This window comes from Streptomyces sp. JJ66 (assembly GCF_019303495.1).
GTDB lineage: Bacteria > Actinomycetota > Actinomycetes > Streptomycetales > Streptomycetaceae > Streptomyces.
In genome coordinates this window covers 1-26813 of sequence record NZ_JAEVFI010000004.1, presented here as the reverse complement: position 1 = coordinate 26813, position 26813 = coordinate 1, and the positions used below count along the sequence as shown (strand labels likewise).

28 protein-coding genes are annotated in these 26813 nt (G+C 71.9%); 22 read left to right on the top strand and 6 right to left on the bottom strand.

Features of this window, described 5'->3' with window-relative positions:
- Window positions 1-97: 97 nt before the first annotated feature.
- Window positions 98-3181: a sacsin N-terminal ATP-binding-like domain-containing protein gene (locus JJV70_RS04340; protein ID WP_219046344.1), complete on the bottom strand. Its 3084-nt coding sequence runs from the start codon at window positions 3179-3181 to the stop codon at window positions 98-100.
- 178 nt (window positions 3182-3359) lie between these two features.
- On the opposite strand from JJV70_RS04340, the gene JJV70_RS04335 reads away from it, so the two are divergent.
- From JJV70_RS04335 to JJV70_RS04320, 4 genes are all read left to right on the top strand, one after another.
- A complete protein-coding gene (locus tag JJV70_RS04335; RefSeq protein WP_219046428.1) occupies window positions 3360-4829 on the top strand; it encodes an ATP-binding protein in 1470 nt (489 codons plus the stop codon).
- 273 nt (window positions 4830-5102) lie between these two features.
- Window positions 5103-6368, top strand: a complete 1266-nt coding sequence (locus tag JJV70_RS04330; RefSeq protein WP_219046343.1) for a Dyp-type peroxidase — start codon at window positions 5103-5105, stop codon at window positions 6366-6368.
- Window positions 6369-6591: 223 nt separating this feature from the next.
- Complete coding sequence (locus JJV70_RS04325) at window positions 6592-7797, top strand: cytochrome P450 (protein ID WP_374227245.1); 1206 nt, start codon at window positions 6592-6594, stop codon at window positions 7795-7797.
- 30 nt (window positions 7798-7827) lie between these two features.
- On the top strand, window positions 7828-8943 hold the full coding sequence (locus tag JJV70_RS04320) for a type III polyketide synthase (RefSeq protein ID WP_219046342.1): 1116 nt from the start codon (window positions 7828-7830) through the stop codon (window positions 8941-8943).
- Window positions 8944-9118: 175 nt separating this feature from the next.
- Here the strand turns inward: JJV70_RS04320 and JJV70_RS04315 are convergent, their stop codons facing one another.
- The 3 genes from JJV70_RS04315 to JJV70_RS04305 are packed head-to-tail and all read right to left on the bottom strand — an operon-like array spanning window position 9119 to window position 10214.
- Window positions 9119-9337 carry a hypothetical protein gene (locus tag JJV70_RS04315; protein WP_219046341.1) on the bottom strand — a complete coding sequence of 73 codons (219 nt, stop codon included), beginning with the start codon at window positions 9335-9337 and terminating at the stop codon, window positions 9119-9121.
- On the bottom strand, window positions 9337-9921 hold the full coding sequence (locus JJV70_RS04310) for a hypothetical protein (RefSeq protein ID WP_219046340.1): 585 nt from the start codon (window positions 9919-9921) through the stop codon (window positions 9337-9339). The genes JJV70_RS04315 and JJV70_RS04310 overlap by 1 nt, the downstream gene beginning before the upstream one ends.
- Complete coding sequence (locus tag JJV70_RS04305) at window positions 9918-10214, bottom strand: WhiB family transcriptional regulator (RefSeq protein WP_308294675.1); 297 nt, start codon at window positions 10212-10214, stop codon at window positions 9918-9920. Before JJV70_RS04305 ends, JJV70_RS04310 begins: the two co-directional genes overlap by 4 nt.
- 182 nt (window positions 10215-10396) lie before the next feature.
- Between JJV70_RS04305 and JJV70_RS04300 the strand changes: the two genes are divergently transcribed.
- From JJV70_RS04300 to JJV70_RS04270, 7 genes are all read left to right on the top strand, one after another.
- Window positions 10397-10849, top strand: a complete 453-nt coding sequence (locus tag JJV70_RS04300; RefSeq protein ID WP_219046339.1) for a helix-turn-helix transcriptional regulator — start codon at window positions 10397-10399, stop codon at window positions 10847-10849.
- Window positions 10850-11211: 362 nt separating this feature from the next.
- Window positions 11212-11709 carry a hypothetical protein gene (locus JJV70_RS04295; RefSeq protein ID WP_219046338.1) on the top strand — a complete coding sequence of 166 codons (498 nt, stop codon included), beginning with the start codon at window positions 11212-11214 and terminating at the stop codon, window positions 11707-11709.
- Window positions 11710-12114: 405 nt separating this feature from the next.
- Window positions 12115-12522 (top strand): hypothetical protein, encoded by a 408-nt coding sequence (locus JJV70_RS04290; RefSeq protein WP_219046337.1) that lies wholly within the window; start codon window positions 12115-12117, stop codon window positions 12520-12522.
- 107 nt (window positions 12523-12629) lie between these two features.
- Complete coding sequence (locus JJV70_RS04285) at window positions 12630-13199, top strand: phage tail protein (protein ID WP_219046336.1); 570 nt, start codon at window positions 12630-12632, stop codon at window positions 13197-13199.
- A gap of 129 nt (window positions 13200-13328) precedes the next feature.
- Window positions 13329-13619, top strand: a complete 291-nt coding sequence (locus JJV70_RS04280) for a hypothetical protein (RefSeq protein WP_219046335.1) — start codon at window positions 13329-13331, stop codon at window positions 13617-13619.
- A 116-nt stretch (window positions 13620-13735) separates the two neighbouring features.
- Window positions 13736-14083 (top strand): hypothetical protein, encoded by a 348-nt coding sequence (locus tag JJV70_RS04275; protein WP_308294674.1) that lies wholly within the window; start codon window positions 13736-13738, stop codon window positions 14081-14083.
- 334 nt (window positions 14084-14417) lie between these two features.
- The gene (locus tag JJV70_RS04270) at window positions 14418-14639 is read left to right on the top strand and encodes a hypothetical protein (protein WP_219046334.1); all 222 of its coding nucleotides are present in this window, start codon (window positions 14418-14420) and stop codon (window positions 14637-14639) included.
- 118 nt (window positions 14640-14757) lie between these two features.
- Here the strand turns inward: JJV70_RS04270 and JJV70_RS23455 are convergent, their stop codons facing one another.
- Together JJV70_RS23455 and JJV70_RS04260 are read right to left on the bottom strand one after the other, a co-directional pair.
- Window positions 14758-15153, bottom strand: a complete 396-nt coding sequence (locus JJV70_RS23455; RefSeq protein ID WP_374227244.1) for a DUF3592 domain-containing protein — start codon at window positions 15151-15153, stop codon at window positions 14758-14760.
- Window positions 15154-15893: 740 nt separating this feature from the next.
- Window positions 15894-16301, bottom strand: coding sequence for a DUF3592 domain-containing protein (locus JJV70_RS04260; protein WP_219046332.1), 408 nt, complete (start codon window positions 16299-16301; stop codon window positions 15894-15896).
- 46 nt (window positions 16302-16347) lie between these two features.
- On the opposite strand from JJV70_RS04260, the gene JJV70_RS04255 reads away from it, so the two are divergent.
- The 11 genes from JJV70_RS04255 (at window position 16348) to JJV70_RS04205 (ending at window position 26697) form a co-directional block, all read left to right on the top strand.
- On the top strand, window positions 16348-16950 hold the full coding sequence (locus tag JJV70_RS04255) for a hypothetical protein (protein WP_219046331.1): 603 nt from the start codon (window positions 16348-16350) through the stop codon (window positions 16948-16950).
- Between the two features lie 200 nt (window positions 16951-17150).
- The gene (locus tag JJV70_RS04250; protein ID WP_306823400.1) at window positions 17151-18188 is read left to right on the top strand and encodes a phage tail protein; all 1038 of its coding nucleotides are present in this window, start codon (window positions 17151-17153) and stop codon (window positions 18186-18188) included.
- Window positions 18189-18204: 16 nt separating this feature from the next.
- Entirely contained in the window at window positions 18205-19524 is a 1320-nt protein-coding gene (locus JJV70_RS04245; protein ID WP_219046329.1) for a hypothetical protein, read from the top strand.
- A 22-nt stretch (window positions 19525-19546) separates the two neighbouring features.
- Window positions 19547-20491, top strand: a complete 945-nt coding sequence (locus JJV70_RS04240; RefSeq protein WP_219046328.1) for a phage tail domain-containing protein — start codon at window positions 19547-19549, stop codon at window positions 20489-20491.
- A 63-nt stretch (window positions 20492-20554) separates the two neighbouring features.
- Window positions 20555-21679, top strand: a complete 1125-nt coding sequence (locus tag JJV70_RS04235) for a hypothetical protein (protein ID WP_219046327.1) — start codon at window positions 20555-20557, stop codon at window positions 21677-21679.
- On the top strand, window positions 21676-22788 hold the full coding sequence (locus JJV70_RS04230) for a hypothetical protein (protein ID WP_219046326.1): 1113 nt from the start codon (window positions 21676-21678) through the stop codon (window positions 22786-22788). The genes JJV70_RS04235 and JJV70_RS04230 overlap by 4 nt, the downstream gene beginning before the upstream one ends.
- A 3-nt stretch (window positions 22789-22791) precedes the next feature.
- Window positions 22792-23505: a hypothetical protein gene (locus JJV70_RS04225; RefSeq protein ID WP_219046325.1), complete on the top strand. Its 714-nt coding sequence runs from the start codon at window positions 22792-22794 to the stop codon at window positions 23503-23505.
- 107 nt (window positions 23506-23612) lie between these two features.
- Complete coding sequence (locus tag JJV70_RS04220) at window positions 23613-25064, top strand: phage tail protein (protein WP_219046324.1); 1452 nt, start codon at window positions 23613-23615, stop codon at window positions 25062-25064.
- A 172-nt stretch (window positions 25065-25236) separates the two neighbouring features.
- Entirely contained in the window at window positions 25237-26121 is an 885-nt protein-coding gene (locus JJV70_RS04215; protein ID WP_219046323.1) for a peptidoglycan-binding protein, read from the top strand.
- Window positions 26122-26183: 62 nt separating this feature from the next.
- The gene (locus JJV70_RS04210; RefSeq protein WP_374227243.1) at window positions 26184-26441 is read left to right on the top strand and encodes a hypothetical protein; all 258 of its coding nucleotides are present in this window, start codon (window positions 26184-26186) and stop codon (window positions 26439-26441) included.
- Window positions 26434-26697, top strand: coding sequence for a hypothetical protein (locus tag JJV70_RS04205; RefSeq protein ID WP_219046322.1), 264 nt, complete (start codon window positions 26434-26436; stop codon window positions 26695-26697). The genes JJV70_RS04210 and JJV70_RS04205 overlap by 8 nt, the downstream gene beginning before the upstream one ends.
- The last annotated feature ends 116 nt before the right edge of the window (window positions 26698-26813 follow it).

Genomic DNA, 26813 nt, shown 5'->3' with positions numbered 1-26813 from the left:
TCCCGGGGGGTGAGACGCGTGTCCACGCCTGCCTGCCCCGCCGGACGACGCCCGGGCCACCCACGGGAAGGGCGCCCGGGCGCCCGGGGCCGCCCGGTTACTCGAACCAGCGCGCTGCCGCCAGCTCGTCCGTGCGGGCGGGGTCCTCCAGCAGCGCGGCGACCTCGAACCGGCGCGGCCAGGCGGACGCGGCCCAGGCCAGGCCCGCGGCGACGCCCTCCAGCGTGGCGGCGTGCAGCTCCCCGCCCGGGGTGAGCCGCCACGGCACCTCCACCCCGTCGATGACCAGCTCGTCGTGCTCGACGTAGCTGCGCGGCGCCGCCGGACCCAGCAGGGCGCGCACCCCTTCCGGCACGGCGTGTTCGGTGCCGCCCGCGGGGACGGGGGCGGGCAGCGCCTCGCTGAGCAAGCCGACGTCAAGCACGGTGGCCAGCCGCGCGGCCTGTGCCGGGCGCACCGGGAGCAGGGCGCGGCCGGTGGCCAGGGGCAGCAGGTCGGGGGCGTCGGCGACGAGCGCGCTCTCGGCGTCCACCACGCGCACGGCGCCGTCCACCACGGCGCGCAGCTCATCGGGGAGCGTCACCTCGGCCGGGTCGAGGCCGGCGAGCAGGGTGTAGAGGCCGTGCAGCTGCGCGGGGTGGACGGACAGGTCCGGGTCGGCGAGCCGGGCCAGCAGTTCGGCGGCGCCGCCCGGCTCGTCCAGCAGCGCGGCGGCCGAGGTGCGCACCCCGAGGGCGTGCAGCAGCGCGGGGTCGTCGAAGCCGCTGGCGTCGGCCTCCGCGTAGAGCCCGGCGAGCAGCGGGTCACCGCCAGCGGCGCGCAGTCCGGCGGGGCGGCGGCCGTCGAGCACGGGGTGGCCGCGCAGCCACCAGGCGGTGTAGGGGCGGACGGACTCGGCGGTGCCGTCGGGCAGCAGGACGCGCACCGGGGTGGTGAGCGCGTCGCGCAGGGGTGGCTGGGCGAGCAGGGCGAGCGCCCCCGGCCAGCGGTCGTCGTCCACCAGGTCGAGGTCGCGGACGGCGAGCAGTTCGGTGGCGACGGGCGGGACGGGGGTGTCGGGGAGCTGGTCGAGGATGTCCTCGCACCACACGTCCACGGCGTCCAGCAGCCCGGCGTCGTCGGGTTCGGCGTAGTCGGTGTCGCGCGGTTCCAGCTCGTCGGGGTCGAGCACGACGTCGGCGGCGCGTACCAGCGGGAAGGCGGCGAGCACACCGGCGGCGGCGAGCGTGTGCTCGCCCCAGCGTTCGGCCAGGGCGGCGGCGCAGGCGGGCACCTCGCCCGGGCGCAGGACGGCGGCGAAGGCGCTGCCGGGGTAGAGGAGTTCACCGGCCGGGGCCAGTTCGCCGTCTTCGTCGGGCAGGGCGAGGGCGGCCAGCCACGGTTCGTCGCCCACGGCCAGGCCCGCGTCGCGGACGAGGCCGAGCACGGTGTCGGCCAGCTCGTCGGCGTCCAGGCCGGCCCCGTTTTCGGCTCCGTCCCACAGCTCGTCGGCGTCCAGCGAGGCGGCGACGGCGGCGCGGACCTGCGGCGTGGTGAGCACCGCGCGCGGCGTGGCCGGGAGGGCGCCCAGCTTCTCCAGCAGTGGGTGTACGGCCTCGGCGTGCGCCACCTTCAGGCCGAGGCGGGCGAGGCGCTCGGCATCCGCGAGGTCGGGCAGCGGCAACAGGACGTGGCGGGGGCCGATCGTGGTGCGGCCGTCGGCGAGCGGTACGGGCAGGCCGGTGAGGCGGTCGGGGTCCACCCCGGTGAGGGAGTCGTACAGGCGGTGCCACCAGGCGGGGTCGCGTTCGATGCCCGCGAGCCGGTCGATGACCTCGCCCAGCGGGATGCGCGGCACGTCCAGCGCGCGCAGCTCGGTGCGGCGTTCCAGCCCGGCGGGCAGCAGGCTGGGGAACAGCTCGGCCAGCACCTCCACGGTGTCCTGGCCCGCGCCCTCGACCAGCTCCGCGTCGCGCGGACGCAGGGCGTACGGCTCGTCGGCGGGGTCGTCGGGGTCGTCGGCGGCGTGGGCGCTGGGCAGGAACGGCACCGCGGGCAGCTGCCGCAGCAGGCGTGCGCGCAGGGCGCCGTCCAGCGCGGCGCGGCCCAGCGGTCCTGGGACGAGGTCGATGACGCCGGGGCTGACGGGGCGCCACGCGCGCAGCAGCTCGGCGTAGGTGTCGGCGGCGCGCTCGGTGAGGAAGTCGGTGAGCGGGCCGGGCGCGGTGTGGCGGCGGGTGGATTCCAGCGGGAACGTCGCGATCAGCAGCGCGGGCAGGCCCAGCGGCTCGTCGGTCGGGGTGGGCGCGTGCACGACGGGCGCGGTGCCGGGCCGCTGCGGTGCCCCGGCGGTGTCCACGGGCACCGCCCACGTCACCGACCAGTGCGGGCGGGCGCGTTCCTCCACGGGGCGGTCGGCGAGCAGGGCCGGGTCGAGCGTGCCGTGCGCGGACGCCACCCGCCAGCGCCGGTCCCCGATCACGGTGTACGGCCCGTCCTGACGCCGGGTCAGCGTGCGCACCCCGTGGGCGGCCGTGTCCACGACGACCTCGCTCAGCCCGGGCAGGGCCAGCAGCAGCGCGTCGTCCACGCCGTGCAGCAGGCGTTCGGCCAGCTCGTGGGCGGCGGCGTCCCGCAGCGGCAGGACGACGGCGGTGTCGTACCCCTCGGGCGCGCTGCCCTCGGCGGCCAGCGGCAGCCGCAGCACCGGCACGTGCCCGTCCCGCCGCCGCAGCTCATCGGCCAGCTGGGGCAGCTCGCCCGCCGCCTCGCGGGCCTCCGCACGCGACCACCGCACCCCGCCCCCGTGGCTGACGACGGCGGGCTCGTCGCTGACGGTCAGCACGGCCGCGAAACCGACGCCGAACCGGCCCACGGTGCCGCTCTCGCCGCCCGCGTCCCGCTTGGCCGACGCGCGCAGCGTGGACAGCGACTCCACTCCGGCCGCGTCCAGCTGCGCCCCGGTGTTCGCGGCGACCAGCGTGCCGTCCCGCAGCGTGAGCCGCAGCCTGCCGGGCACGCCGGCGCGGGCGGCGGCGTCGGCGGCGTTCTGCGCCAGCTCCACCACCAGCCGGTCCCGGTAGCCGCCAAGCGCCAGCTCCTCCTCGGCGTTGGCGTCCTCCCGGAACCGCGCGGGCGACGCCGCCCACGCCTGAAGCACCCGCCGCCGCAGCTCCCCGATCCCGAACACGTCACCGTCCATACCGCCGACGCTACCGCTCCCCACCCCCGGCCCTCACCGGCGGCCGGGCGTCAGCGGACCGGTCGTACGGTGTCCCCGCCTCAGCCGGCCGGACCACGCGGCGACACGCTACACAGGAAGGAGGAAGTTTATAGGAGTACACTTCTAAGAAGTGTACTCCTCATGGATGGGAACGGTGATGGAGAAGCCCGCCGGGATGTTCGACCGGGACCATGAGTGGTCCGCGCTGGGGCGCTTCATCAGGGACGAGCAGGCAGGGGCAACGCTCGGGGTCGTCTCGGGCAGGCGCCGCCAGGGGAAGACGTTCCTGCTGGACGCGGCGTGCCGGGCGGCGGGCGGCTTCTACTTCGGGGCGACCGAAGCGACCGGCGCCGAATCGCTTCGGCGGATCAGCGCCGCGCTCACCGCTCACACCAGCCCCGCGGTCCCCTACCGTTTCGCCGACTGGTTCGAGGCCGTCGACGCCCTCCTCGCGCTGGGCGCGGATCGCCCCGTTCCCGTCGTCATCGACGAGTTTCCCTACCTGGCCAAGGCCGCTCCGGAGCTTCCGTCAGTGATCCAGGAAGCCTTCCGTCCCCTGCGGGAGCCCCGCACCCGGTCCCGGACCCGGCTGCTGTTGTGCGGCTCGGCGCTCTCGTTCATGGGCAAGCTGCTGTCTGGCAACGCACCGCTGCGCGGCCGGGCCGGGCTGGAGCTGGTGGTGCGCACCCTCGACCATCAGCTTGCCGCGCGGTTCTGGGGCATCAGCGACCCCCGGCTCGCCCTCCAGGTGAACGCGGTCGTCGGCGGAACGCCCGCCTACCGGCGCGAGTTCGCGCGCGGGGATACCCCGGCGGGCCCAGCGGACTTCGACGACTGGGTCGTTCGCACCGTCCTCAACCCGGAGACGCCGCTCTTCCGGGAAGCCCGGTACCTGCTGGCCGAAGAGCCCGACCTGCGGGACACCGCGCTGTACCTGTCCGTCCTGGCGGCCGTCGCCGACGGCAACGCCACCCGGGGCGGCGTGGCCGGATACCTGGAGCGCAAGGCCACCGACATCGCGCACCCCATCAACGTCCTGGAGGACGCGGGGCTACTGCACCGCGATGTTGACGCGTTCCGGGAGAACCGCTCCACGTACCGGATCGCGGAACCCCTCATCGGCTTCTACCACGCCATCATGCGCCCCGTATGGGACCAGCTGGAGCGACCGGGCAACGCCGCACGGGTGTGGCGGGCGAGCCGACGGCGGTTCGACAGCAAGGTGCTGGGGCCCCACTTCGAGCAGATCTGCCGGGAGTGGGCCCTGCATCACGCCGACCCCGACCTGTTCGGGGGCCTCCCGGCACGTGTCGGCCACGGTGTGGTGCACGACCCCAAGGCCCGTACCGGTCACGAGGTGGACGTCGCCGTGGTGGGCATCGCGGACGGCGCCCAGGCGCCCCTGCTCGCCATCGGCGAGGCCAAGTGGAACGACACCATGGGAGTCGGCCATATCGAACGCCTGCGACACATCCGCGACCTCATCGGACGAGCGGGCCGCTTCGACACCCGCGCCACCCGGCTCCTCTGCTTCAGCGGCGCGGGCTTCAACGAGAAGGCCCGCGCCGCCGCCTCGGGTTCCGGCGACGTACTGCTCATCGATCTGCCGACGCTGTACGGCTCCTGACGCATGCCGGGGCGGCGGCCCACGGCTGACGCCACACCGCAGGCCGGGTGACGCCGCGGCTCACGGCCCCAGGACGCCGGAGCCGGGCGCCGCCGTCCGGCGGATGGCGGGCACCTCATCGGTGTGACGTGGGGACGCCGCGCGGTGCCGCGTCCGTGGTCGGGACCCGGCCCCGGCGTCAGGGTGTACGCGCCGTGCGGGGTGGGCCTGGCCCATCGCGTACGGCGGAAGCGTGGGCCAGAAGCGTTCGTCCGAGGGAAGAAGAGGTGAGCCATGAGTGACGGCCACAGCGGGGGCGGTTGTCCGGCCGAGGGCGTCGGGGCGCGGCGGGCGTTCCTGCGCCGGGCCGCCGGGATGACCTGTGCCGCGGTCGCCGCCCCGGGCGGGGTGGAGGCGTACGCGGCTCAGCGCGCACCCGGCACCGAGTCCGGCACCGAGTCCTGCGGCGAGCCAGGCCCGGTAGGCCCGGTGCCGTTCCACGGTGTGCACCAGGCCGGGATCGGCACCCCGCAGCAGACCTGCGCCGGGTTTGTCGCCTTCGACGTCCTGGTGGCCCGGCGCGGGGAGCTGATCCACCTGCTGAGGACGATCACCGAGCGGGCCCGCGTCCTGGTGCGCGGGGTGCGGCCCAAGGACGAGGAGGTGGCCGCCGAGCCGCGGCGGCAGGACGCCCTCACCATCACCCTGGGCGTGGGGTCGTCCCTGTTCGACCACCGGTTCGGTCTCGCCGCCCGCCGCCCCCGCCGGCTCACCCGGATGCCTGCCTTCGCCGACGACAGCCTGGACCCGCGCGCGTGCCACGGCGATCTGTCCCTCCAGGTCTGCGCCCTGCATCCGGACGCCGTCGTCCACGTCCTGCGGGATCTCGCGCGGGAGACGGACGGCATGCTCAGGCCCCGCTGGCGGTTCGACGGCTTCCACAACCCGCCCCGGCCGTCCGGGGGCTCACGCACGTTCATCGGTTTCAAGGACGGGATCGTCAACCCGGATACGGACTCCGCGGCGGAGATGAACCGGCTGGTGTGGGTGGGGCCGTCCGCCGGGGAACCGGCCTGGGCCACCGGCGGGTGCTACCAGGTGATCCGGAAGATCGAGTTCCGGGTCGAGGCGTGGGACCGGGTGCCGCTGGCCGCGCAGGAGCGGATGATCGGACGACGCAAGGGCACGGGCGCCCCGCTGGACGGCCGCCGGGAATCCGACCTGCCCGACTACACCGCCGACCCGCACGGCGAGGTGATCCCGCTCGACGCCCACATCCGGCTCGCCAACCCCCGCACACCGCAGACCGAGGACTCGCTGATCCTGCGGCGGAGCTACAGCTACGACGGCGGTTTCCACCCGAACGGACGCCTGGACCTGGGCCTGATCTTCTGCTGCTACCAGCAGGACGTGGAGCGGCAGTTCGCCACGATGCAGCGGCGGCTGGAAGGCGAGCCGATGGCGGAGTTCGTCACCCCGATCGGCGGGGGCTACTTCTTCGCCCTGCCCGGCGTGCGCGACGCCTCCGACTGGCTCGGCTCGGGACTGCTCACGCCGTGAGGCACGACGGGAAGCCGGTGGGACGCGGGGGGGTGCGGAGCAGAGGGGCGGGTGGCTCTGTGGGGGCGCGAGGGCGCTGGGGAAGAGCGGGCGAATTTATCGTCTAATCGAATGATCAGTTCACGCCGCACGTATAGCCGCTCCGCTCCGGGGGACCTCTGATCGCGGTCGTCCCGCACGGGGCGCCGACGCACCGTGACGGTCTGGCCTGAGGAGTAGCCAAGTGGAGTCCACCGACACCCTGCGGCGTTGCCCCTTCGACTTCGCGACGGGGCTGGAGTTCGACCCCGAGTTGCGGCAGCTCATGGCCGAGGGGCCGGTGACCCGCGTCCGGCTGGCCTACGGCGAGGGCGAGGCGTGGCTGGTGACGCGCTACGAGGACGTCCGCACCGTCACCACCGACCGCCGCTTCAGCCGCGCCGCCGTGGCCGGGCGCGACTTCCCGCGCATGACGCCCGAGCCCATCGTGCAGTCCGAGGCGATCAACCTCATGGACCCGCCCGCCAGCAGCCGCCTGCGGCGCCTGGTGGCCAAGGGCTTCACCCCCCGGCGCGTGGAAGGGATGCGGCACCGCACGCAGCGTGTCGTGGACGACCTGCTGGCCGGGCTGCGGGAGCACGGCGCTCCAGCGGACTTCTTCGGGCAGGTGGCCGCGCCACTCCCGCTCATCACCATCTGCGAGATCCTCGACATCCCCGAGGAGGACCGCCCCGGGCTGCGCGCCCACGCGCTGACGATGATGAACATCGGCGCCGCCGGCCGGGAAGCCGCCATCGAGGCCAAGGCCCAACTGCGCGCCTACTTCGCGGACCTGACCGCACAGCGCCGCCGCGCCCCGGGCGAGGACCTGATCAGCACGCTGGCCACCGCACGCGACGGTGACGAACTCCTCGACGACGACGAGCTGACCGTGATGGCCATGGTGCTGCTCATCACCGGCCAGGACACCACCACCTACCAGCTGGGCAATCTCACCTACCTGCTGCTCACCCACCCCGGTCTGGCGGCCGGGGTGCGCTCCCGCCCCGAGACGCTGCCGGGCACCATCGAGGAGCTGCTGCGGTACATCCCCTTCCGCAAAGGCGTGGGCATCCCCCGCGTCGCCACCGAGGACGTCGAGCTGGGCGGGGTGACGATCCGGGCCGGGGACATCGTCCACGTCTCCTACCTCGCGGCGAACCGGGATGCCGAGAAGTTCGAGCGGCCCGACGACGTGGACCCGCACCGGCCCACGATCCCGCACATGACGTTCGGCTGGGGCGCCCACCACTGCCTGGGCGCGCCGCTGGCCGTCATGGAACTCACCGTGACCCTCGCCTCGCTGCTGGAGCGCTTCCCGGCGCTGCGGCTGGCGGTGCCGCCCGAGGACGTCCGGTGGAACACCACATCCATCTGGCGGCACCCCCTCGCCCTACCCGTCGCCTGGTGACGAGCTCAGCCCGCAGACGAAGGAGAGACCATGGCGACCCTGTGCCGACCGGCGATCGCCGTGCCCGAGCACGTCATCACCCTGCAGCAGACCCTGGAGCTGGCCCGGCACACGCACGCGGACCATCCTCAGCGCGACCTCGTGCTGCGGCTCATCCAGAACACCGGCGTGCGCACCCGGCACCTCGTCCAGCCGCTTGAGGAGACGCTGCGGCACCCGGGGTTCGAGGAACGCAACCAGGTGTACGAGCGGGAGGCCAAGGCCCGCGTCCCGGCCGTCGTCCGGGAAGCGCTCGCCCACGCCGAGCGGGAACCGGCGGACATCGACCTCATCGTCTACGTCTCCTGCACGGGCTTCATGATGCCCTCGCTGACGGCGTGGCTGATCAACACCATGGGCTTCCGCCCCGAGACGCGGCAGCTGCCCATCGCCCAGCTCGGCTGCGCCGCCGGAGGCGCGGCGATCGGCCGGGCGCACGACTTCTGCCGCGCCTACCCGGGCTCCAACGTGCTCATCGTCTCCTGTGAGTTCTGCTCGCTGTGCTACCAGCCGACGGACCTGGGCGTGGGATCGCTGTTGTCCAACGGGCTGTTCGGCGACGCGCTCTCAGCCGCCGTCGTCCGGGAGGAGGGCGGCACCGGCATGCGCATCGAGCGCAACGGCTCCCACCTCGTCCCGGACACCGAGGCGTGGATCTCCTACGCGGTCCGGGCCACCGGCTTCCACTTCCTCCTCGACAAGCGGGTGCCGGGCACCATGAGCATGCTGGCCCCGGCGCTGCGCGAGCTCATCGCCCAGCACGGGTGGACCGTGCCGGACGTGGACTTCTACATCGTCCACGCCGGCGGCCCGCGCATCCTGGACGATCTGTGCCACTTCCTCGACGTGCCCCCCGAGATGTTCCGGTTCAGCCGGGCCACGCTGACCGAGCGGGGCAACGTGGCCAGTTCCGTCGTCTTCGACGCGCTGGCCCGGCTGTTCGCGGCGGACGGTCCGGGGGAATCGGCCCGGGGTCTGATCGCGGGTTTCGGGCCCGGCATCACGGCCGAGACCTCACTCGGCCGGTGGACGGTCGGGAGCGAGGCGTCGCGTGCGGCCGGGGCCGCCGCGCAGCGGTCCGCCCTCGCCGCTTCGGTGCCGAGCTGAGGCGGGGGGCCGGGGCCGGGGCCGGGACCGGTTACCGGTCCCGGCCTGGTGACGGTCAGCGGGCGCCCCCGACGTGCGCACCCTCAGCGCCCGTGCGCACCCGTAAGCGCCCGTGCGCGCCGCCGGGGAGCGTGCCGGGGCGGGCGTTGGGGCGCCGTGCGGGGGCGGGCGTCGGTCAGCGGGAGGGAGTCCGCGCGTCCGGTCGGGCTGGGGCGGGGCGGGCCGTCCGGTGCCGGGCGGCGGCGCGTTCGGCGGCGAAGACGTCCTCCAGGCGGTAGAGCAGGGTGCGGCCCTGGCGGTCGGCCGGGGTGAGGCGGCCCAGCTGGACCCACTTGCGGATGGTGGCGGGGGCGACGGCGGCCTCGCGGGCGGCCATGGTTCCCGTGATCAGCATCAGGGTGCCTCCCCAGGCTCCGGCAGGGTGCCCTCCGGCCAGGTGTGGCGGTGGGCGGGATCGGTGCGGCAGTCGCAGTCGGCGTCGTCACAGCGGCAGGCGGGGTTGACGCACAGGACGGCGCCGCGCTCGGGGAACGCACGCAGGGACACCGACGCGCACCACGGACACCGAGTGGCCAGCGCCGTCATCAACTCGCTCTCGCCCAGGACGCGCGCACAGCGGCGGGCCATCCGCCGGGCCTCGTCGCGGACGTGCCCGGCGAGCACCGGATGCCGCTGAACCTCGTCGAGCAGGGCCAGGACGCGGCCGATGCGCTCCGGAACCGTCGCGCGGCGGGCGCGGCCGAGGCGCAGCTTGTCGCGCACCGCCTCCTCCAGCTCCGTGACGCCGTCGGTGACGTCGCGAAGGGTGTCGGAAACGTGCAGCCGCAGCGGTGTGGTGGTGCGGCTGGGGGACGCGGGGCCGGGGGCCGAACGGGGCAGGCCGGGGCTGCTGCCGCCCGGCACCAACTCCTCCAGGAGTTCCGGGAACTGACGGCGCAGGACGCCCAGCCAGTGAGCGGTGTCGGCGCGAAGGCTCATGCGCGCGCCTCCGGCAGGTACGCGGGGAGCAGGCGCAGGGGTACGGGGCGCCCGTTGCGCCACAGGCGTCCGGCGCTGACGCCGTCGAACATGCTCTGCGCGGGGGCTACGGCCTCCTCGCAGGGACGGCGTACGGGGCAGCGTCGGCAGGCCCGGAGCGCGGGCAGCGCCTCTTTCTCGCGGCGGGAAAAGACGGTCTCCGGCGGCAGGCCGCGACAGGCGGCGGCGTCCTGCCAGCCGAAGAACTCCCGCCGCGCGGCATCGCCGTACCGTGCGGACATGGTGGTGCTCACTGAGCCTCTCCCTGGGTCGTGCGGTCGTTCAGGCGTGCTCATCACCTTCACATGTTGCGTGCTAGCGCGCAACTTATTACGATCAGCGCCACCAGGTCCGGAGGTTTCGCTTGCGCTAGCACGTAATGCCGCGCGCGAAAGCACGTTATGATGGGCCGTCCACGAAGGGGTTAGGTGCGCCCATGGCGAACACGCAGGACATGGAAGACTTCGCGGCCTGGATCGAGGCCCTCGTCCGGGACCGCGGCTACGACATCGACAGCCCACGCGGTGGCGGCAAGTCCCAGCTGGCCGACGCCGCCGGGGTGCACCGCGCGGCCATCACCCGCCTGTTGCAGCGGCACAGCATGCCGGACCTGGAGACGATGCGCCGGCTCGCCCGCGTCCTGCGCGTCCCGGTGCGGGACATGCTCATCCGCTCCGGGCAGCTGACGCCGGAGGAGCTTCCGCTGACGGCCGCCACGCCCCACCGGGCGACCGGCGACCAGGACGACGGCCCGCTCACCCTGGAGCAGGCCGCGGAACTGCTCGGCGTCCCGGAGGACCAGCGCGGCATGTTCGTCCGCGTCGCCGAGCAGTTCCTGTCCCAGAGTGCCCAGGAGGCCACCCCCAGCGCCCGGCGCCGCGTGCGCTGACCCGTCGGCAGAACCACACACCCGGCGCCTGGCACCGTGCCCCGCGTTCCGGCACTACCCGGCGTTCCGCAGGGGCCGGGCGTGCCCCCGGTCACACCCTCCGCCCGTCCCGCTCACCCGGCCTCCGCTGAACCCCCGGGCACAGGGCGGGACTTCGTGCTGCCCGCACGTATCAGTACCCGGTTTGGAGCGTTCCGCCCACCCCCGACGTTCGCACGCCTCGAACGGTTCCGTCCGGGGTGTCCTACGATGGTCTGCGGCCGGTCCGTGACCAGGGGTTTCCCTGGTCCTCCCCCCAACTACCGGTTTCTCCGTGAACCGGTGGTTCCCGGAAGGCAGCGCAGTCGAGGCGGGGAGCATTCGTGCCCGATCAGGACCAGGGCGAGCGGGAGGACTTCGACCGCGATCTGCGGGCGCTACTGAGCACGCTGGACGCGCTCGCCGAGGACCACTCCCCCGCTGACCTCGTGATCCTGCCCCGAGCCGAGCTGGAACGGCGGGAGTTCCGCGCCTACGCCAGCGGCTGGCAGGACGCCGAGGAAACGCTGCGCCCCGCCCTTGAGGACGCCCGCGCCACCAGGACGAGACGGCTGCGGGTGGTCCCCTCCGACAGCGGGCAGGCCGACGTCCTGACGTTCCCCCTGCACCAGCAGGGCGAGCACGCGGTGACCGAGCCCCTGCCGGAAGCGGACGCCGACGCGCCGCCCCCGCCGCCTGCCGCACCGGGCGCACCTGACGGCCCGCCCGGCCCCGGCCCCCATTTCGACCGCAAGCGCCGCCGCTCCCGCACACCGACGATCCCGCCGCTCCACCCCCGCGTCCCCGGGCAGCCCCGGAAGGGGCCGGAAGCCGGGGCGTGACGGCCTGGCGGCTCGCGGCTCGCGGCTCGCGGCTCCGGGCCGACTCCCGTTGGTGACGGCGGGCACACCCGGCTGACGTGCTGCCGGAGCACAGCCCGTCGGTCCCAAGCCGGGGCAGGCCCGCAGCAGCCGAAGCCCGCTGGTTACCGCAGCCGAACCGGTTGAGGGGACGTCACTCGCCTCCTGCGCCCGCCACCCTGCCCTCCGCGCCTCCCAGGCAGTGCCACGAACGCCGTACGACGCCGTCACCGCGCGCCCCACACTCAGATTTAGTTGCGCGCTCGCACGCTATCCGTCACACTCGGACGCAGCGGCGGAGCTGTGCCCCGAACCCGGGTGCGCGGCCCCGCCGTTGGTCGTGACCGGGCACCCGGCCCGGCACCTTCTTGCGGAAGGAGAACCCGTGTGGCAGGTGCACTGCTCACGTTTCCCGACGTCGAGCGCCTGATCGCCGACTACCTCACCGACCGCCCCGAACTGAGCGGCGTCACCGTGGACAACGTGCCACCGGCGGGCTTTGACGGGACGCAGCGCGTGGTGCTTGTCTCCCGGGTCGGCGGTGCCTGGCTGGACGACCAGCACCTCGACCACCCGCTCGTGGAGCTGGAGGTCTACGGGCCGGACAAGTCCACGGCCCACGCCGACTCGCTCGGTGTCCGGGCCGCGCTGCTCACCCTGCGCGGCACGACGCACGGCACGGCGACCGTCACCGACGTCGTCGAGGCGGACGCAGCCCGCTGGCTGCCGGACTACAACCGCCCGGCAGCCAACCGCTACCTGACGACCGTCCAGCTGGCCCTGACGCCCGCCTGACGCCGTCCCCGCGTCGCTGGACCACTCACCCCGAAGGCCCTGCCCCAGGCGGGGCCTTCCTCGTCCCAGCGCGCACGCATCACCCACCACCAACAAGGAGTATTCGCATGGCGAACATGAACCCGAACCAGATCCGCGTCGCCGGCAACGGCCGCATCCTCGTCGCCCCCGTGGGCACCGACGCCCCCGCCGACATCACCACCGCGTGGGGGCCGGAGTGGGCCAACGTCGGCTACACCAGCTCGGACGGCGTGAAGTTCGGGCGCAAGGAGAAGGTCACCAACGTCGATACCTGGCAGTCCGTCGGCCCGGCCCGGTTCATCTACGAGGACCGGGACATGACGGTGAAGTTCAGCATGCTGCAGTTCAACTCGGACACGCTGCCGCTGTACTTCGGCGGCGGCAACGTCGTGGAGACGGCTGCCGGTTCCGGCATCTACCGCTACGACGTCGCCTCCGACCCGGTGGCCGACGAGCGCGCACTCGGCATGGAGTTCACCGACGGCGACGACGTGATCTACCGCTTCGTCGTGCCGCGCGGCCAGGTCACCGACACCGAGGAGGTCGAGCTGAACCGCAAGGGGTCGCTGAAGCTCGGCGTCACCTTCACCGCGATGGCACTGGACAACACCACGCCGCTCGCCTCCTGGATCATGAAGGACGGCTCCTTCTCCTGATCCGCCCGGGCGCGGGGCCACCGCCACGCGTACCCGGCCCCGCGCCCGCCCTTCCGCGATCCGTGGTCTGTCCTCCGCGATCCGCGATGTGCACCCCATCCGTCCCCTCTCCCCAAGGAGCCCATCACCATGTCCTCGTTCAACGTCAACGCCGCCCGCGCCCAGCGCACCGAGGCGCTCGGCCGGAACTGGTCCTTCTCCCTCGACGACGACACCTTCGAGATGCCGAGCGAGCTCAGCCGTCGCACGGCCCGGGCCCTGCGCGAGCTGGACGACAACGACATCGACGGCCTGCTGCGCCTGCTGCTGGGCGAGCAGCAGTTCGACCGCTTCGACCGGCACGACGTCTCCATGCAGGACGTCGCCGCGATCCTGGAGGCGTACGGGAAGGCCACCGGGCTCGGCCTGGGGGAAGGCTGAGCCTCGACGCGTTCGTCGACGAACACGCCGAGGCCCTGGAAGCCGACCTGCTCCGGTACTACGGGCTCGACCTCCTCGACTGGCACCGGGGCCGCCTGTCCTCGCGCCGCCTGGCGGTGCTGATCCGCCACCTGCCGCGCGACAGCGCCGTCAACCTCGCCGACCACGGCGAGGCGGCGGAGTGGGGCGTGACCGAACACCTGCTGGCCGCCACCGTGGACCACCTCGCGGCGGCCAACTGGATGACGGCCACGCTCCACCGCGACGAGGACGAGGAGCCGCTGGAGTACCCGGACCCGGTGCCGCGCCCGGGGGCGGCGGCCGACGGGGACCCGTCAGCGAAGCCGCACGACGGCCCGCACCCGGCCGCCGGGGAACCCGCGGACTCCGACCTCACGGACCCGCGCCAGCGGGCCGCCCCCGAGGGCCCGCCCCCGGCCACCCTGGCCCGCTTCTTCGCCTGACCCCACACGCGGCCACCCACCGTGCCCCGCCCGCTGCCCGGCTGCCCCTCGCGGCGGCCGGGCGGCCGGGGCGCCCGGCCGGAGGAGCGGCAGGACGGCGGGGCAGCGGGAGGGCGGGCGGCGGCAGGACGGGGCGGGGCGACAGGACGGCGGCCGGACACCCCCACGAACCGACACACCACACCTTCATGCGAATGTACGTTCGATTTTTGGACCGCGCCCCCGTATCATGACGCTGGGTACGCGCCACCGCACACATCGGTGCACCCCGTGCCCCCCGCAGACCCGCATCCAACCTGGTCAACGGCATCGAGCCGGAAGAGTGGTGAGACGGTTGACGACGACTCGGAGCGACGAGAGCCATGAGGAGTCAGCAGCGCCCCAGGCGGCGACGGAGCTTCACCGCCTCCTCGGCAGCCTGCTCCAGCGCCTCCCCGAGCCCGCAGCCGAGGAGCTGCTGACCGCGATACGCGCCGAACTCAACGCCCGCGAAACCCGCGCCTACGCCCACGGCTGGCAGGACGCCATGGAGGCAACGACCCCCCAGCGCACGTGAACAACCACCCGCGCCGCACAGCTTGCGCTGGCTTCCCCCGAAACGGGCTCGGGGGAAGCCAGCGCAAGCACAACGCACCCTGAGTTGATCTCACCCTGCGCAGGCGCGGCGCCCTGGATCAGAGCACGACATGCATTCCCGAATAGACGAAGAATGCACCGCCGATCCCACACAAAGCCGCCAAGTAGTACTCCCCAGAACCAGCATTTTCTGCAGCAACAACCGCACGCACCTTCCCGCGCGGGTCATAAATCACGTCAACCTTCTCACCGATGACGTATTTGATCACGTTGCGCGGAAGGCTACGCGTAACGCGCCGCACTCGGTGTGCGTCTTCGTAAGCGATGACACTTGAAACCAATCCGCGACTTGTCCACGAAAGGTTTACGCATACTCCCGAGGCGCGATTACCCCACCGGGGTAGCGAACGCCGCCTCCACCCTTGAAGAATTAGGCTCAAGAACCCAAACAGGAGCGATACCCCGAAGGTTACTAGAAACCACCCCACTAGCATAATAAAAATTTATTCCCTGGAGAATAGTTACTGCCAAACAAGACGAGATTGACTTTCGGCGTCAGAACAAAACGATGCACGTTACGTGAGCATGAATAGTGCGCCTGTCCCAATGAGAAGAGAAGCTCCCCCCAATACCATGCTGAAGAAAAACAGGATGCCTCTCGGGAACGTGTCGCCATTCACCACAGGCGCTGCCACCCCCTCAGGTTCATAACGAACTGGGACTCGTTCGCCAACCTGCACTGGAATAACTCTGGATGGCTGGGTCCAGGCAGTGCATCTATTACCATCTGCATCCTCATACACAACACCGCTTGAAACGTTCCCGTCCGTCGCCCATATCAAATTCGCACATGTCCCCGTAGTTCGTGTTCCAGCTCCGCTGGTCATAAACCTTCGGTCGCGCATGAAACTCCGGCCGTGCTTGATTCCGAATCGGAACAAGACACGCCAATAACAAAAAGGAGGAAGCCGAGAATTCTCATTCCGTCACAATATCAGAATGAACGCGTGTAACCAAAGCTTCTACATGCGAGTACTCATGCACTTCCACTCTACTGGTCATTGATGTGGGCAATCCCGATAGTACGTCATCTGAACATGTCGGGATCATGGAGCCGACGTAACAGACGAGACCCAGTACGCAACCCAGCAGGAATTTGCGAATTACCAAGAGTCAGTAACACCCCATCGGACCACCTGTGGAATGAGCACCCTCGTGATCCTGATACGAATTATCAGGGAATTGCACCCAGGGCGGAAAATCCAAGATAGCCGAAAAAGAGAAACCCAATACCGTAGAGCACTGCGAAGCCATACTCCACTGGACCGGGGGGAGATGCCGTCAAAACTGCCGGCACCCTGTTCAACCTGTCGTAAGAGATCTCCACCGATACACCAACGGGCACGCGTACAGAGCGTTCCGGTTCAGTGGAGGTGTAGCGAGGACTCCCCTTAGCGTCATGATATTGAATCACACTGGAGACTGCACCGTTAGACGTCCACCTCAAATTGACACACACGCCAACAGTGCGAAGTCCTCGCATGTTCAGCACGCGCCTCATGTGTGCCAGTTGAGACTCACGCACCGCCTTATAAAGACAAAAAGAAGCAAGCCCCAAAACAATGAGCGCAATGATCAACACCCGGGAATAATACCAGTAAATTCAAAAATCGTCAACGAGGGCAGCGATGGAATATACGCACAGTAACAACGAGGAAGCTTCCAGAGTCGCGGCCAAAGAAGCGGTAAAAGATCTCCTCGAGATGAATGGTGTCGCATGGGAGGAACTGGCACGTCTCGTCACCTGGCAGGTTGATGAAACACTCAAGACCGCGGGCAATGCTGCCGCATTCCTCGGGAACAACCAGGTAGGTAACACGTTTGACGCCATCGAAAATAGCCTCGACCAAGGTGACACAAACGAAAGCGTAAATGCTTCAAGCCAGGCTCTATATTGGAGCACGCAGCTTGCGAAAGTGGACCTTAGTGCAGTAACTACGGCTTTCGATGTTTTCAAGATTGACGAAACCGGAATTTCAGTAGCTGGAGTCAAGGTCTGGACGCCACCCTACATACCCGCGCTTGAGGACCGTATCACTCGGCGGAGACTGGACCACAATCTTCGTCGCGCAGAAGGAAGAAGTGAACGGTTTCTCCGCGATCAAAGCGAAGCCAATCATGCCCAGGGCGAAGCTACTCGAAACAAATATCGACTCCGCGTCTCTGGGCATATTAGGAAAATAAGCATTCTCGAAAAGAGAATTGAGAGATTGTCGCGCACACTGGCCTGATATAGCTGAAGAATCGAGGCGACATAATGTCTTTGAATAGTGCGTTGCAGCGGGCCTCCGGCTCGTTGCGGCGGTTTAAGAGCGCCAGCGATGTTGCGGGGCGGGCGGCGGCCGGGTTCGGTAAGCGGGCGGCCACTGCTGACCGGAGCGTAAAGAAGATTCACACCGGCGCGAAGAATACGAACAAAGAGCTGAAGACGATGAAGACGGCGGCTGACAAGGCCGCCGTTTCTGTTTCCAAGTTCGGGAAACGGGCGGTCAAGACCGGGCCGCAGATGACCAAGATGAACCGGGGGGTGAAAAAGGCCACGGGCGGTTTCAAGTCCCTCAATAAGGAGATGAAGGGGAACTTCTTCGGGCTGCTGCTGTCGCTCATCGCCCCGATCATCGAGAAGATCGTCGCCATGGCCACGCAGTCGAAGACCATGCAGAAGGTGATGAAGAAGGTCTTCGCGGTCGTGGGGGAGGTGATGAAGAAGGCGATGAAGATCATCGGGCCGTTGCTGAAGAGCCTGGGGAAGATCTTCAAGAGCGTCTTCAACGCGATCAAGGCCGTCGTGATGGTGGTCGTCAAGCTGGTGGTGAAGTACGTGAAGACGTATTTCGCCATCTTCAAGGCCGTCATCACCACGGCGATGAAGGTCGTGCGGAACGTCATCAACGCGGTGATGAGCGGCATCAAGAAGGTCATCGGCCCCGTGGTCGGGTGGATCAAGCGGACCGTGCCGGCGGCCTTCCGGGCGGTGCGGGACAAGATGAGCGAGATCTGGGGCAAGCTGTCCGGGATCGCCAGGGACGCGTTCAACAAGGTCAAGGACGGGGTCAGGGGGCCGATCAACGGCGTCATCGACCTCATCAACTCGATGGTCGGGAAGATCAACGGCATCAAGGTGTCGATCCCGGGCTGGGTGCCGAAGGTGGGCGGCAAGACGTTCGGCGTCAGTCTGCCGACGATCCCGAAGCTGGCCGAGGGCGGTGTCGTCACCCCGCGTTCGGGCGGGGTGCCCGCCATTCTCGCGGAGGCGGGTGAGGCCGAGGCCGTGCTGCCGCTGTCGAAGCTGGACGCGCTGCTGGGGCGGACGGCGGCACGGGCGCGGTCCGGGATGCCGGGGCCGTACGGCGGATCGGCCGGGGCCGGGGGCGGCGGGCTGCACATCGAGCACTACTACGCCACCGAGGTCAGCGATCCGCAGGAGACCGCGGACGCGCTGATGTTCCTGGCCAAGGCACGAGGCTGAGAGGCGGTGAGGCGGTATGGCCATCGCGATACTCGCGCAGGCCGGGCCCGGGTTCCGGACGTTCGGCGGGGCGCTGGGCCAGGCCCGTAGTGGGCTCGCGGCCAACCGGCGGGCCATCGCGGCGGCGTCCCGCGCCGCCAGCGCCCTGCGCGGCGGTGCGCAGCGCACCCAGGCGGAGTTGCGGCGTGTGGTGCCGTCGGCGTCCGTCGCGGGTCAGGGGCTGCTCGGGTTCGGGCGGCGGGCGGGCGCGGTGCACCCGCAGCTGAACGTCACGCGCGCCAGGTTCAAGGCCGCCAACCGGGAGCTGAAGCAGCTCCAGCGGGAGGCGGGGCGGGCGGACAAGCTGGCGGGCGGGATCGGCAAGAGCGCCGGGATCGTCGGCAAGCTGGGCGGGGTGTTCGGGCTCGGGCTGAAGCTCGGGGCCGGGGTGATGAAGCTGGTCAACACCGTGATGAAGGCCAACCCGTGGGGGCTGGCGCTGTCGCTGCTCGCGCCGCTGATCGGCTACCTGATCGACGCCGCCGTCCAGTCCTCCGCCGGGCAGAAGATCATCCAGCACGTCACGGCCGCGATGATGACGTGGGTGCAGACGGTCCTGAAGGTGATGCTGCCCGTGGTGAAGGTCGTGGGGAAGGTTGTCGCGACCTACCTCCAGGGCTACCTCACCGTCGTCCTGACGGTGGTGAAGTGGATCGCCGCCTTCGTGCGCGACCCCATGGGCACGGTGCGGCGCCTGGTCACCGGCACGGTCAACCGGATGCGCACGATCGCGGACACCGTGTTCGGCGGCATCCAGCGTGCGGTGAGCGGCGTGCTGGACTGGATCAGGACCAAGCCCCGGGAGATGTTCGAACGGGTCGTGGGGGCGATGCGGAACACCCTCGGGGGCATCTCCGGCTACCTGGAGACCGGCGCGCAGCTGGTACTGGACGTCGTCAAGGGGCCCGTCAACGGCCTGATCTCCTTCGCCAACTGGGTGATCGACGGCCTGAACAGCCTCAGTTTCAGCCTGTTCGGCAAGGAGTTCGGCATCAACCTCCCCAAGATCCCGCAGCTCGCCCAGGGTGGTGTCGCGCTGCCGCGCCGCCGGGGCGTGCTCGCGGTCGTGGCGGAGGCGGGCGAGGCCGAGGCCGTCGTCCCGCTGCCGGTGCTGCACCGGCTGATGGACGGTACCGCCCGCTACGCCGCCGTCTCGGCGCAGGCGCGGGGCGGGTGGATCGAGCACTACGCGGAGCCCGCCGACCGCGGGCCGCTGGGCGTCGCCGAGGACCTGCGCTTCCTCGCCCGCGCGGAGCGCAACCGCTGGTCGGCGACACCGCTGGGAGCCGCCGTGTGAGAAGAAAGCGAGGGCTCAGCCCGTGATCGACATCCAACAGAACAACGCACCGGAAGCCGCCCCCGGCTCACTGATCACCCGCGACGGGCAGATCGAGTGGGCCGGGGTTCTTTTCGGCCCCGGCACGCCCTACCAGGTGGACAGGAAGGGCGTCACCGGCTGGGACGACCTGCCGGGGCTGGACACCGGCGACGTCGCCCGGCCCGACCAGCACGGCGCCTGGCCCGGCGCGCGGTGGGCCAAGCCGCGCACCGTCTCGGCGACGGTGTGGCTGCTGCCGCCGACACGCGAGGAAGCACGCGCCACGATGCGCGGCCTGAGGTCCGCGACGACGCCGGACGGCGGCGAGAAGTGGCTCGCGGTGCGGCTGCACGGCGAGACGCTGGCCTGCCGGGCCCGGGTCAGCCGCCGCGTCGTCCCGCAGGACCGCACCTACGTGCTCCAGGGCGCGGCGAAGGCGGAGGTGCAGTGGGTCGCCACCGATCCCCGGCGCTTTGGCGTGCGCGAGCGGCGGGCCACGGCGCGGCTGCCGCAGCCGGAGGACGGACTGGCGTGGGCACCGGACCCGGTGACCGGCGACGGCGGCCTCGGGTGGCCGCTGGACTGGGGCACCACCGGCTCCACCGGTGCGGTGACGGCCGTCAACTCCGGTGAGGCCGCCGCGCATCCGGTGCTGGAGTTCCGGGGCCCGCTGCGGCGCCCGGAGCTGACCCGGCTCAGCGACGGGCTGCGGTTGCGGTACGACATCGCGCTGGCCGCCAGCGACGTGCTCACCGTGGACACCCGCTCCGGGACGGTCGTGCTCAACGGCACCGCCTCCCGCCTGTACACGGCGACCGCTCGCTCGGCGCCCGAGCAGCTGTTCCGGCTGGAGCCGGGGGCGACCGCGCTGGTGTTCCGCTCCGCGGACACCACCCCCTCGCCCGACGCCTCCGTCACCGTCCGCTGGCGCGACGCCCACTGGTGACGCGTGCCCCGCTCCCCCGCGCCCGCACCCGCACCGACTTCCTGACCACCGAAAGGATCTGACATGCCCATCCGCAGTGCATGGCTGCTCAACCGCACCGACACCACCCAGGGCCAGTCCCGCCTCGACACCCGGCTGGCGCCGGTCGGCACGATGACGCCCACCGGCCAGCTCGCCTCCCGGGGCGGCGTCCTGCCCGGCTCCCCGGACGGCCGCTACCCGGTCTCCGGCCTGTACGTGTACGGGCAGACGGCGGGGATGACGGCGACGGTGGCCTCCGGGCGCGCCGTCATCCAAAGCGACGAGGTGGCCGGGGCCTACCCCGTCGCCGTGACCGAGTACACCCCGATCACCTTCGCCGACGGCGACCCCGACAACCCGCGCGTGGACCTGGTGGTGCTGCGCGTCTACGACGAGGCGCAGGACGCCTCCGGGCGTACCGAGGCGGCGCTGGAGATCATCCCGGGGGTGCCCGCCGCCGCGCCTGAGGCCCCGGCGACGCCGCGTGCCGCGCTGGAGCTGGCCACCGTGCGCGTCCCGGCGGGCGCGTCGGAGGGGACCGGCGGCATCGACTGGAACACGGCCGTCAGCGATCTGCGCCGTGCCACGGTCGCCGTCGGCGGCATCGTGCCGGAGGACTGGCCGCGCGACATCCCGGGCAGCTACCCGGGCCAGTACCGCGACGCGGGCGAGGCCCGGCTACAGCGCTGGGACGGCACCGCCTGGCAGCCGTACCCGGCCACCCCGCGCTGGCACGACTGGACGCCGCAGTGGTCCCTCAGCACCGGGACCCGCACACCGTCCTTCGGCAATGCCACCGTCAAGGGCCGCTATCTGCACACCGGCACGCTGGTGCACGCCTCGCTGGACATCGTCTTCGGCTCGACGTCGTCCTTCGCGCCCGGGACCGGGACGGACAACTGGCGGTTCACGCTGCCGGTGCGCTCCTCCGACCGGGATCACGCGGTGGGCTTCGCCGCGCTGGAGGACAGCCTGTTGGACCGGGCGATGGGCCGGGTCCGCCTGACCACGCCCGACCACCTGGAGATAGAGATCGTCTCCGGCCCGGTCAGCGGCGCGGCGCTGGACAAGGGCGGGCTGGTGGACGCGATCAGCCCGTGGGAGTGGAAGGCGGGCATGCGCATCGCGCTCGCCTTCACCTACGAGTCCGACGAGGCGGCCGAATGAGCGGCCACCCCGGCGGCCACCCCGCTGTCTACCGCGCCGTCTTCTGCGACCTGCGCACCGATCGCGTGGTGGACGTCCTCCCGGTCACGGAGGCCAAGTTCGACGACTACATCGGCAAACCCGGCTCGCTGTCGGCCACCGTGCCGCTGCCGGACGCGGCGCTGGCCCGGCGGGCGCGGGCGGCGCTGCTGCCGGGCCGTACGGCGGTGTGGCTGGAGCGGGACGGCGACATCTGGTGGGGCGGCGTGCTGTGGACGTGCACCCCCTCGGCGGACGAACAGGGTCGGCTGAAGGCGGAGTTCCAGGCGGCGACGTTCGACTCCTACCTGGACCACCGCGTCCTGTCGGGCGACCTGGTGGGCACGGCCACCGACCAGTTCGACATCGTGCGCACGCTGGTCGAGCACGTCCAGGCCCAGCCCGGCGGCAACATCGGCCTGAGCTGCGGCACCGAGGCGTCCGGGGTCCGGCGGGACTTCGCCTACGCCGCCACCGACCTGGCCCGGGTGCGGGAGCTGCTGGACAAGCTGGCGCAGCTCGACGACGGCTTCGAGTGGCGGGTGCACTGCTACCGCGACGCCCAGGGACGCCGCGTCAAGCGGCTCCAGCTCGGGCACCCGCGCATTCTGACCGGACACACCGACCTCGTCGTGGACCACCCGGGCGCGGTGCTGACCTACAGCCTGCCCTCGGACGCCACGGTGCAGGCCAACGTGTGGGTGGCGCGCGGGGAGTCGGCCAACTCCGACCAGTCGCAGGAGTCGGTGCCGCTGACCGTGCGGCACGTGCGGGCGGAGGACATCGCGGGCGGCTGGCCCCGGCTGGAGTCCAGCTCCGACCACAGCTCGGTGCGCGACGAGGAGGTGCTGCACTCCCTCGCCCGTGCCGAACTGGCCCGGCACCGGCGGCCCGAGACGATCCCCCGGCTCACCGTGCGGATGGACGGCCGGATCTCCCCGGCGCTGCTGGGTGCGCGGCTGCGGCTGCGCGTCCACGACCTGTGGCACCCCGACGGCTCGGACAGCCGGTTCCGCGTCGTGGGCCTGGCCGTCTCCCCGCCGCAGCGCACCAAGCCGGAGACGGCGACGCTCTACCTGGAAGGAGTATGAAAGGTGGCGATCATCCCCACCGATCTGCTGGACCGGCTGCGCGCGCTGGAGCGGCAGGTGCGGGAGCTGATGGGCAGCGCCAACACCGCGCCGCCGATGAACCGCATCAGCGGCGGCGACGTCGTCATCGGCGACGGCGGACGGCTGCGCGTGCGCACCCCGGACGGCGAGGACCTGCTGTACCTGGGCCGCGTGCACCCCGACCGGACGGACGGCCAGCCGCAACAGGGCCTGGTCGTCCGGCGCGACGACGGCTCGGTGGCGCTGACGGTGTGGACCGGGAGCCCCGACACGCTGCCGGACCAGCCGGTGCAGATCTTCGACCGCAAGGGCAATGTCGTCGTCGCCGATGACGCCAAACAGCGCGGGCTGGCCCGCCCGTACGTGCCCTACCCGCTGCCCGCGCCGGTGGCGCCCGGCCGCTGGGAGTCCACGGGCGCGACCGCATGGACGACGCTGTTCCGTGGCCCCGGCATCGTCCAGCATCCGCGGCTGTACGGCCGGATCGCGGCGGAGGGCAGCCCGGGCGCGGAGGTGCGGGTGCTGGTGGACGGCGTACCGGTCGGCCCGGTCGGCGGCCCGGACGGGCTGGAGTTCACCGCCTCGCTGGCCGTGGACTTCAGCGCCACGGTCACCTTCGAGGTGCAGGCCAAGGTGGCCGCCGCTGGCGGCACCGTGCGCTGCCGCCCGCTGGCGCTGTACGGCGTCCAGTCCTGACGGCAATCCTTCCCGACGCCCGCTCCGGCTTTCCGCCGGGGCGGGCGTCGCCTTTTCCGTGCCTGGCCCGTGACCAGACCTTTCTCACCAACCCCCAAGGAGGCAGTGTGCTGCCCGCAACCCTTCCCACCGTGACCGTCACCGCGCGGTACCTGACGCCGGACGGGCGGCCGATGACCGGCCTCGTGGAGTTCCGGCCCCCGGCGATGCTCACCCACTCCGACGCCGACGTGATGGTCGGCGGCCCGACCGTCGCCCGGCTCGACGCCGAGGGCCGCATCAGCGTCGTCCTGCCCGCGACGGACGGCCCGGGCTGGAACCCGGCGACGTGGACCTACACCGTCAGCGAGCAGCTGGCCGGGGTGACGCCGCGCCGCACCTACCAGATCGTGCTGCCCGCCGCTCAGCCGCAGCTCGACCTCGCCGATGTCGTGCCCGCCGATCCCGCCACGCCGCATTACGTCGCCGTGCCCGGACCGGCGGGGCCGCCCGGCGCGCCCGGGCCGCAGGGTCCGCGGGGCGAGCCGGGCGCGGTGCACTCCGTCAACGGCCACACCGAGCCGGACATCACGCTGACGGCCGCCGACGTCGCCGCCGTCCCGGCCGCCTCGGTCGGTGCCGCCAGCGGCGTGGCGGCGCTGGACGCCCAGGGCCTGGTCCCGGCCGCACAGCTGCCGTCCGGCACCGGCGGCGCGGTCGCCTCCGTCAACGGCGCGACCGGTGACGTCGTCCTCACCGCCGCCGACGTGGGCGCGCTGGACCAGGCCACCGCCGACGGGCGCTACCTGACGCGGGCTCCGGTGGACTCGGTCAACGGCCGCACGGGCGCGGTGACGCTGGGCGCGGCCGACGTGGGCGCGGTACCGGCCGGTGACGCGGTGTTGCTCAGCGGCCCGCAGGCGATCACCGGCGCGAAGTCGTTCGCGGTGCCGCCTTCGGCCGCCGCCGACCCGGCCTCCGGCGACGAACTGGCGCGCCGCTCCTACGTGGACGCGGTCTCCGCCGCCGGTTCCTGGTCCCCGGCCGCCGTCGGCTTCGCCGGCTGGTCCTTCGACCCGGCGACGACGTCGGCCGACACCGCCCAGTACTGCGTCAACGGCTGGCTGTACCTTATCGGCGTCCCGCTGCACGCCCCGCACACCATCTTTGACCTGGTGTTCTACACCGCCGGGTACGGGGGCGGGGCGCTGAGCAGCAGCTCCTACGCGGGCCTGTACACCGGCGCCGGGACCCGGGTCGGCGTCACCCAGCCGCTCACCCAGCTGATTCCGGCCAACGAGGGCCAGACGGTGGTGTGCCCGCTGACCTCGCCGTACGCGGCGCAGCCCGGCAACTACTGGATCGCGCTGCTGATCAACGGGCCGAACCCCCGGAGCGACGGGCCGGGTTTCGCGCGCGGCGCCAGCATCGGCAACGCCCCGGCGGGCAGCGCCCGCATGCCCGGCGCCTTCGTCCGGCACGGCCGGCTGTCCAGCACCGGGCGGACCTCGCTGCCGAGTTCGTTCAACCCGACCTCGGTGGTGGCCGACTCCAACGCCATCTGGGCCGCCCTCGCCTGACGTGCCCGTTTCCTCTCCGCCCCGTGTCGCCCGTCGGCGCGGGGCGGATCGCGACTGACCGCACCGCCGCCCCCGCCGGGGCCGTGGCCGCACCCCGGCCCCGGCCCCGGCGCGCGCGGCGCCCACCGCATCCCGGCCACCGTGCCGGAATCCACCGAGGAGGAGCCCACCCATGGCCACACCTCTCACACCCGCCCAGCTCGTGGACGCGCTGCGCGACGAAGGCGTCCGCGTCATCGAACACCGCGACTGGCGCGGCCACCACCGCAACCACAAGGGCGCCTGGGGCCCGGTGAACGGCGTGATGGTGCACCACACCGTCAGTCGTGGCACCGCCGCCTCCGTGGACCTGTGCTACGACGGCTACGCGGGCCTGCCCGGGCCGCTGTGCCACGGCGTCATCGACAAGTCCGGCACCGTGCACCTGGTCGGCGGCGGCCGGGCCAACCACGCAGGGCGGGGCGATGGCCGGGTGCTGCGCTCGGTCATCGCGGAGGTGGCCACACCGCGTCCACAGGCCGACACCACCGACGGCAACGCCCGCTTCTACGGTTTCGAGGCGATCAACCTCGGTGACGGGCGCGACCCGTGGCCGCCGGAGCAACTGGAGGCCATCGTGCGCGCGTCGGCCGCGATCTGCCGCGCCCACGGCTGGAACGAACGCTCCGTCATCGCACACAAGGAGTGGACGCGCACCAAGATCGACCCGCACGGCGTCTCCATGTACGACCTCCGCGACCGCATCGGCGAGCGCCTGGGCCGCCGTCCCACCGGGCCGAAGTCCGCGCCAGGCAGCGGCGGACGCGGCTACCAGCCGTTCCCCGGCGCCGCCTGGTTCCACCGCGCGCCGCGCTCGGCCGTGGTGACGGCGATGGGCGAGCGCCTGGTGGCCGAGGGCTGCTCGGCCTACGCCGTCGGCCCGGGCCCGCAGTGGTCGGGCGCCGACCGGCGCTCCTACGCGCGCTGGCAGCGCAAGCTCGGCTTCACCGGTGCGGACGCCGACGGCTGGCCCGGCGCCTACTCCTGGACGGCGCTGCGCGTCCCGCGCGTGTCCTGACACGCCCCGGCCCCGAAGGCCCCGGAGAGCCCGAAGGCCCCCAGCAAAGGAACGGAGCGACGATGTCCGAGAAGCTGTCCGTGAAGCTGTCCGAGGAGAACAGGCGGAGCCTGCGCACGGTGGTGCAGACCGCACTGGGGCTGGCCCTGGTGCTGCCCGCCGTGGTGGAGGCGTCCGGCCTGCCCGCGACCCTGCCGTGGGTGGCGGGCGCGCTCGCCGTCGCCGGCGGGCTGGCCCGCGTCATGGCCCTGCCCGGGGTGCAGGCGCTGCTGCCGGGCTGGCTGCGCACGGGAAAGGAGCACGGACCGGCCCATGAATGAGCTCGACCCGGACCGCACCACCGCTGTCGCCGTGGAGCTGGAGCGGCTGCGCGGCACCGTCGAGGCCGGGTTCGCCCGCGTTGACGGCGCGCTCGCCCTGCTCGTCCAGCGCAGCGACCAGACCGACAAGCAGCTCGCCGACCACGAGTCCCGCCTCGACTCGCTGGAGCGCTCCCGCTGGCCCCTGACCAGCGTCACCGCCCTGGCCGCCGTGAGCGGCACCGCGATCGCCGTCTGGCAGCTGGCCGGCGGCTGACCCATCGGCAGCCGGGTCCGGCGTCCCCTGGCCACGGGCCACGGCGCCGGACCCGGCCCGCCCGCCGCACCGCGCGGCGGCTCGCGCGGTGCGGCGGGCGGGCCGGGCGGGCCGGA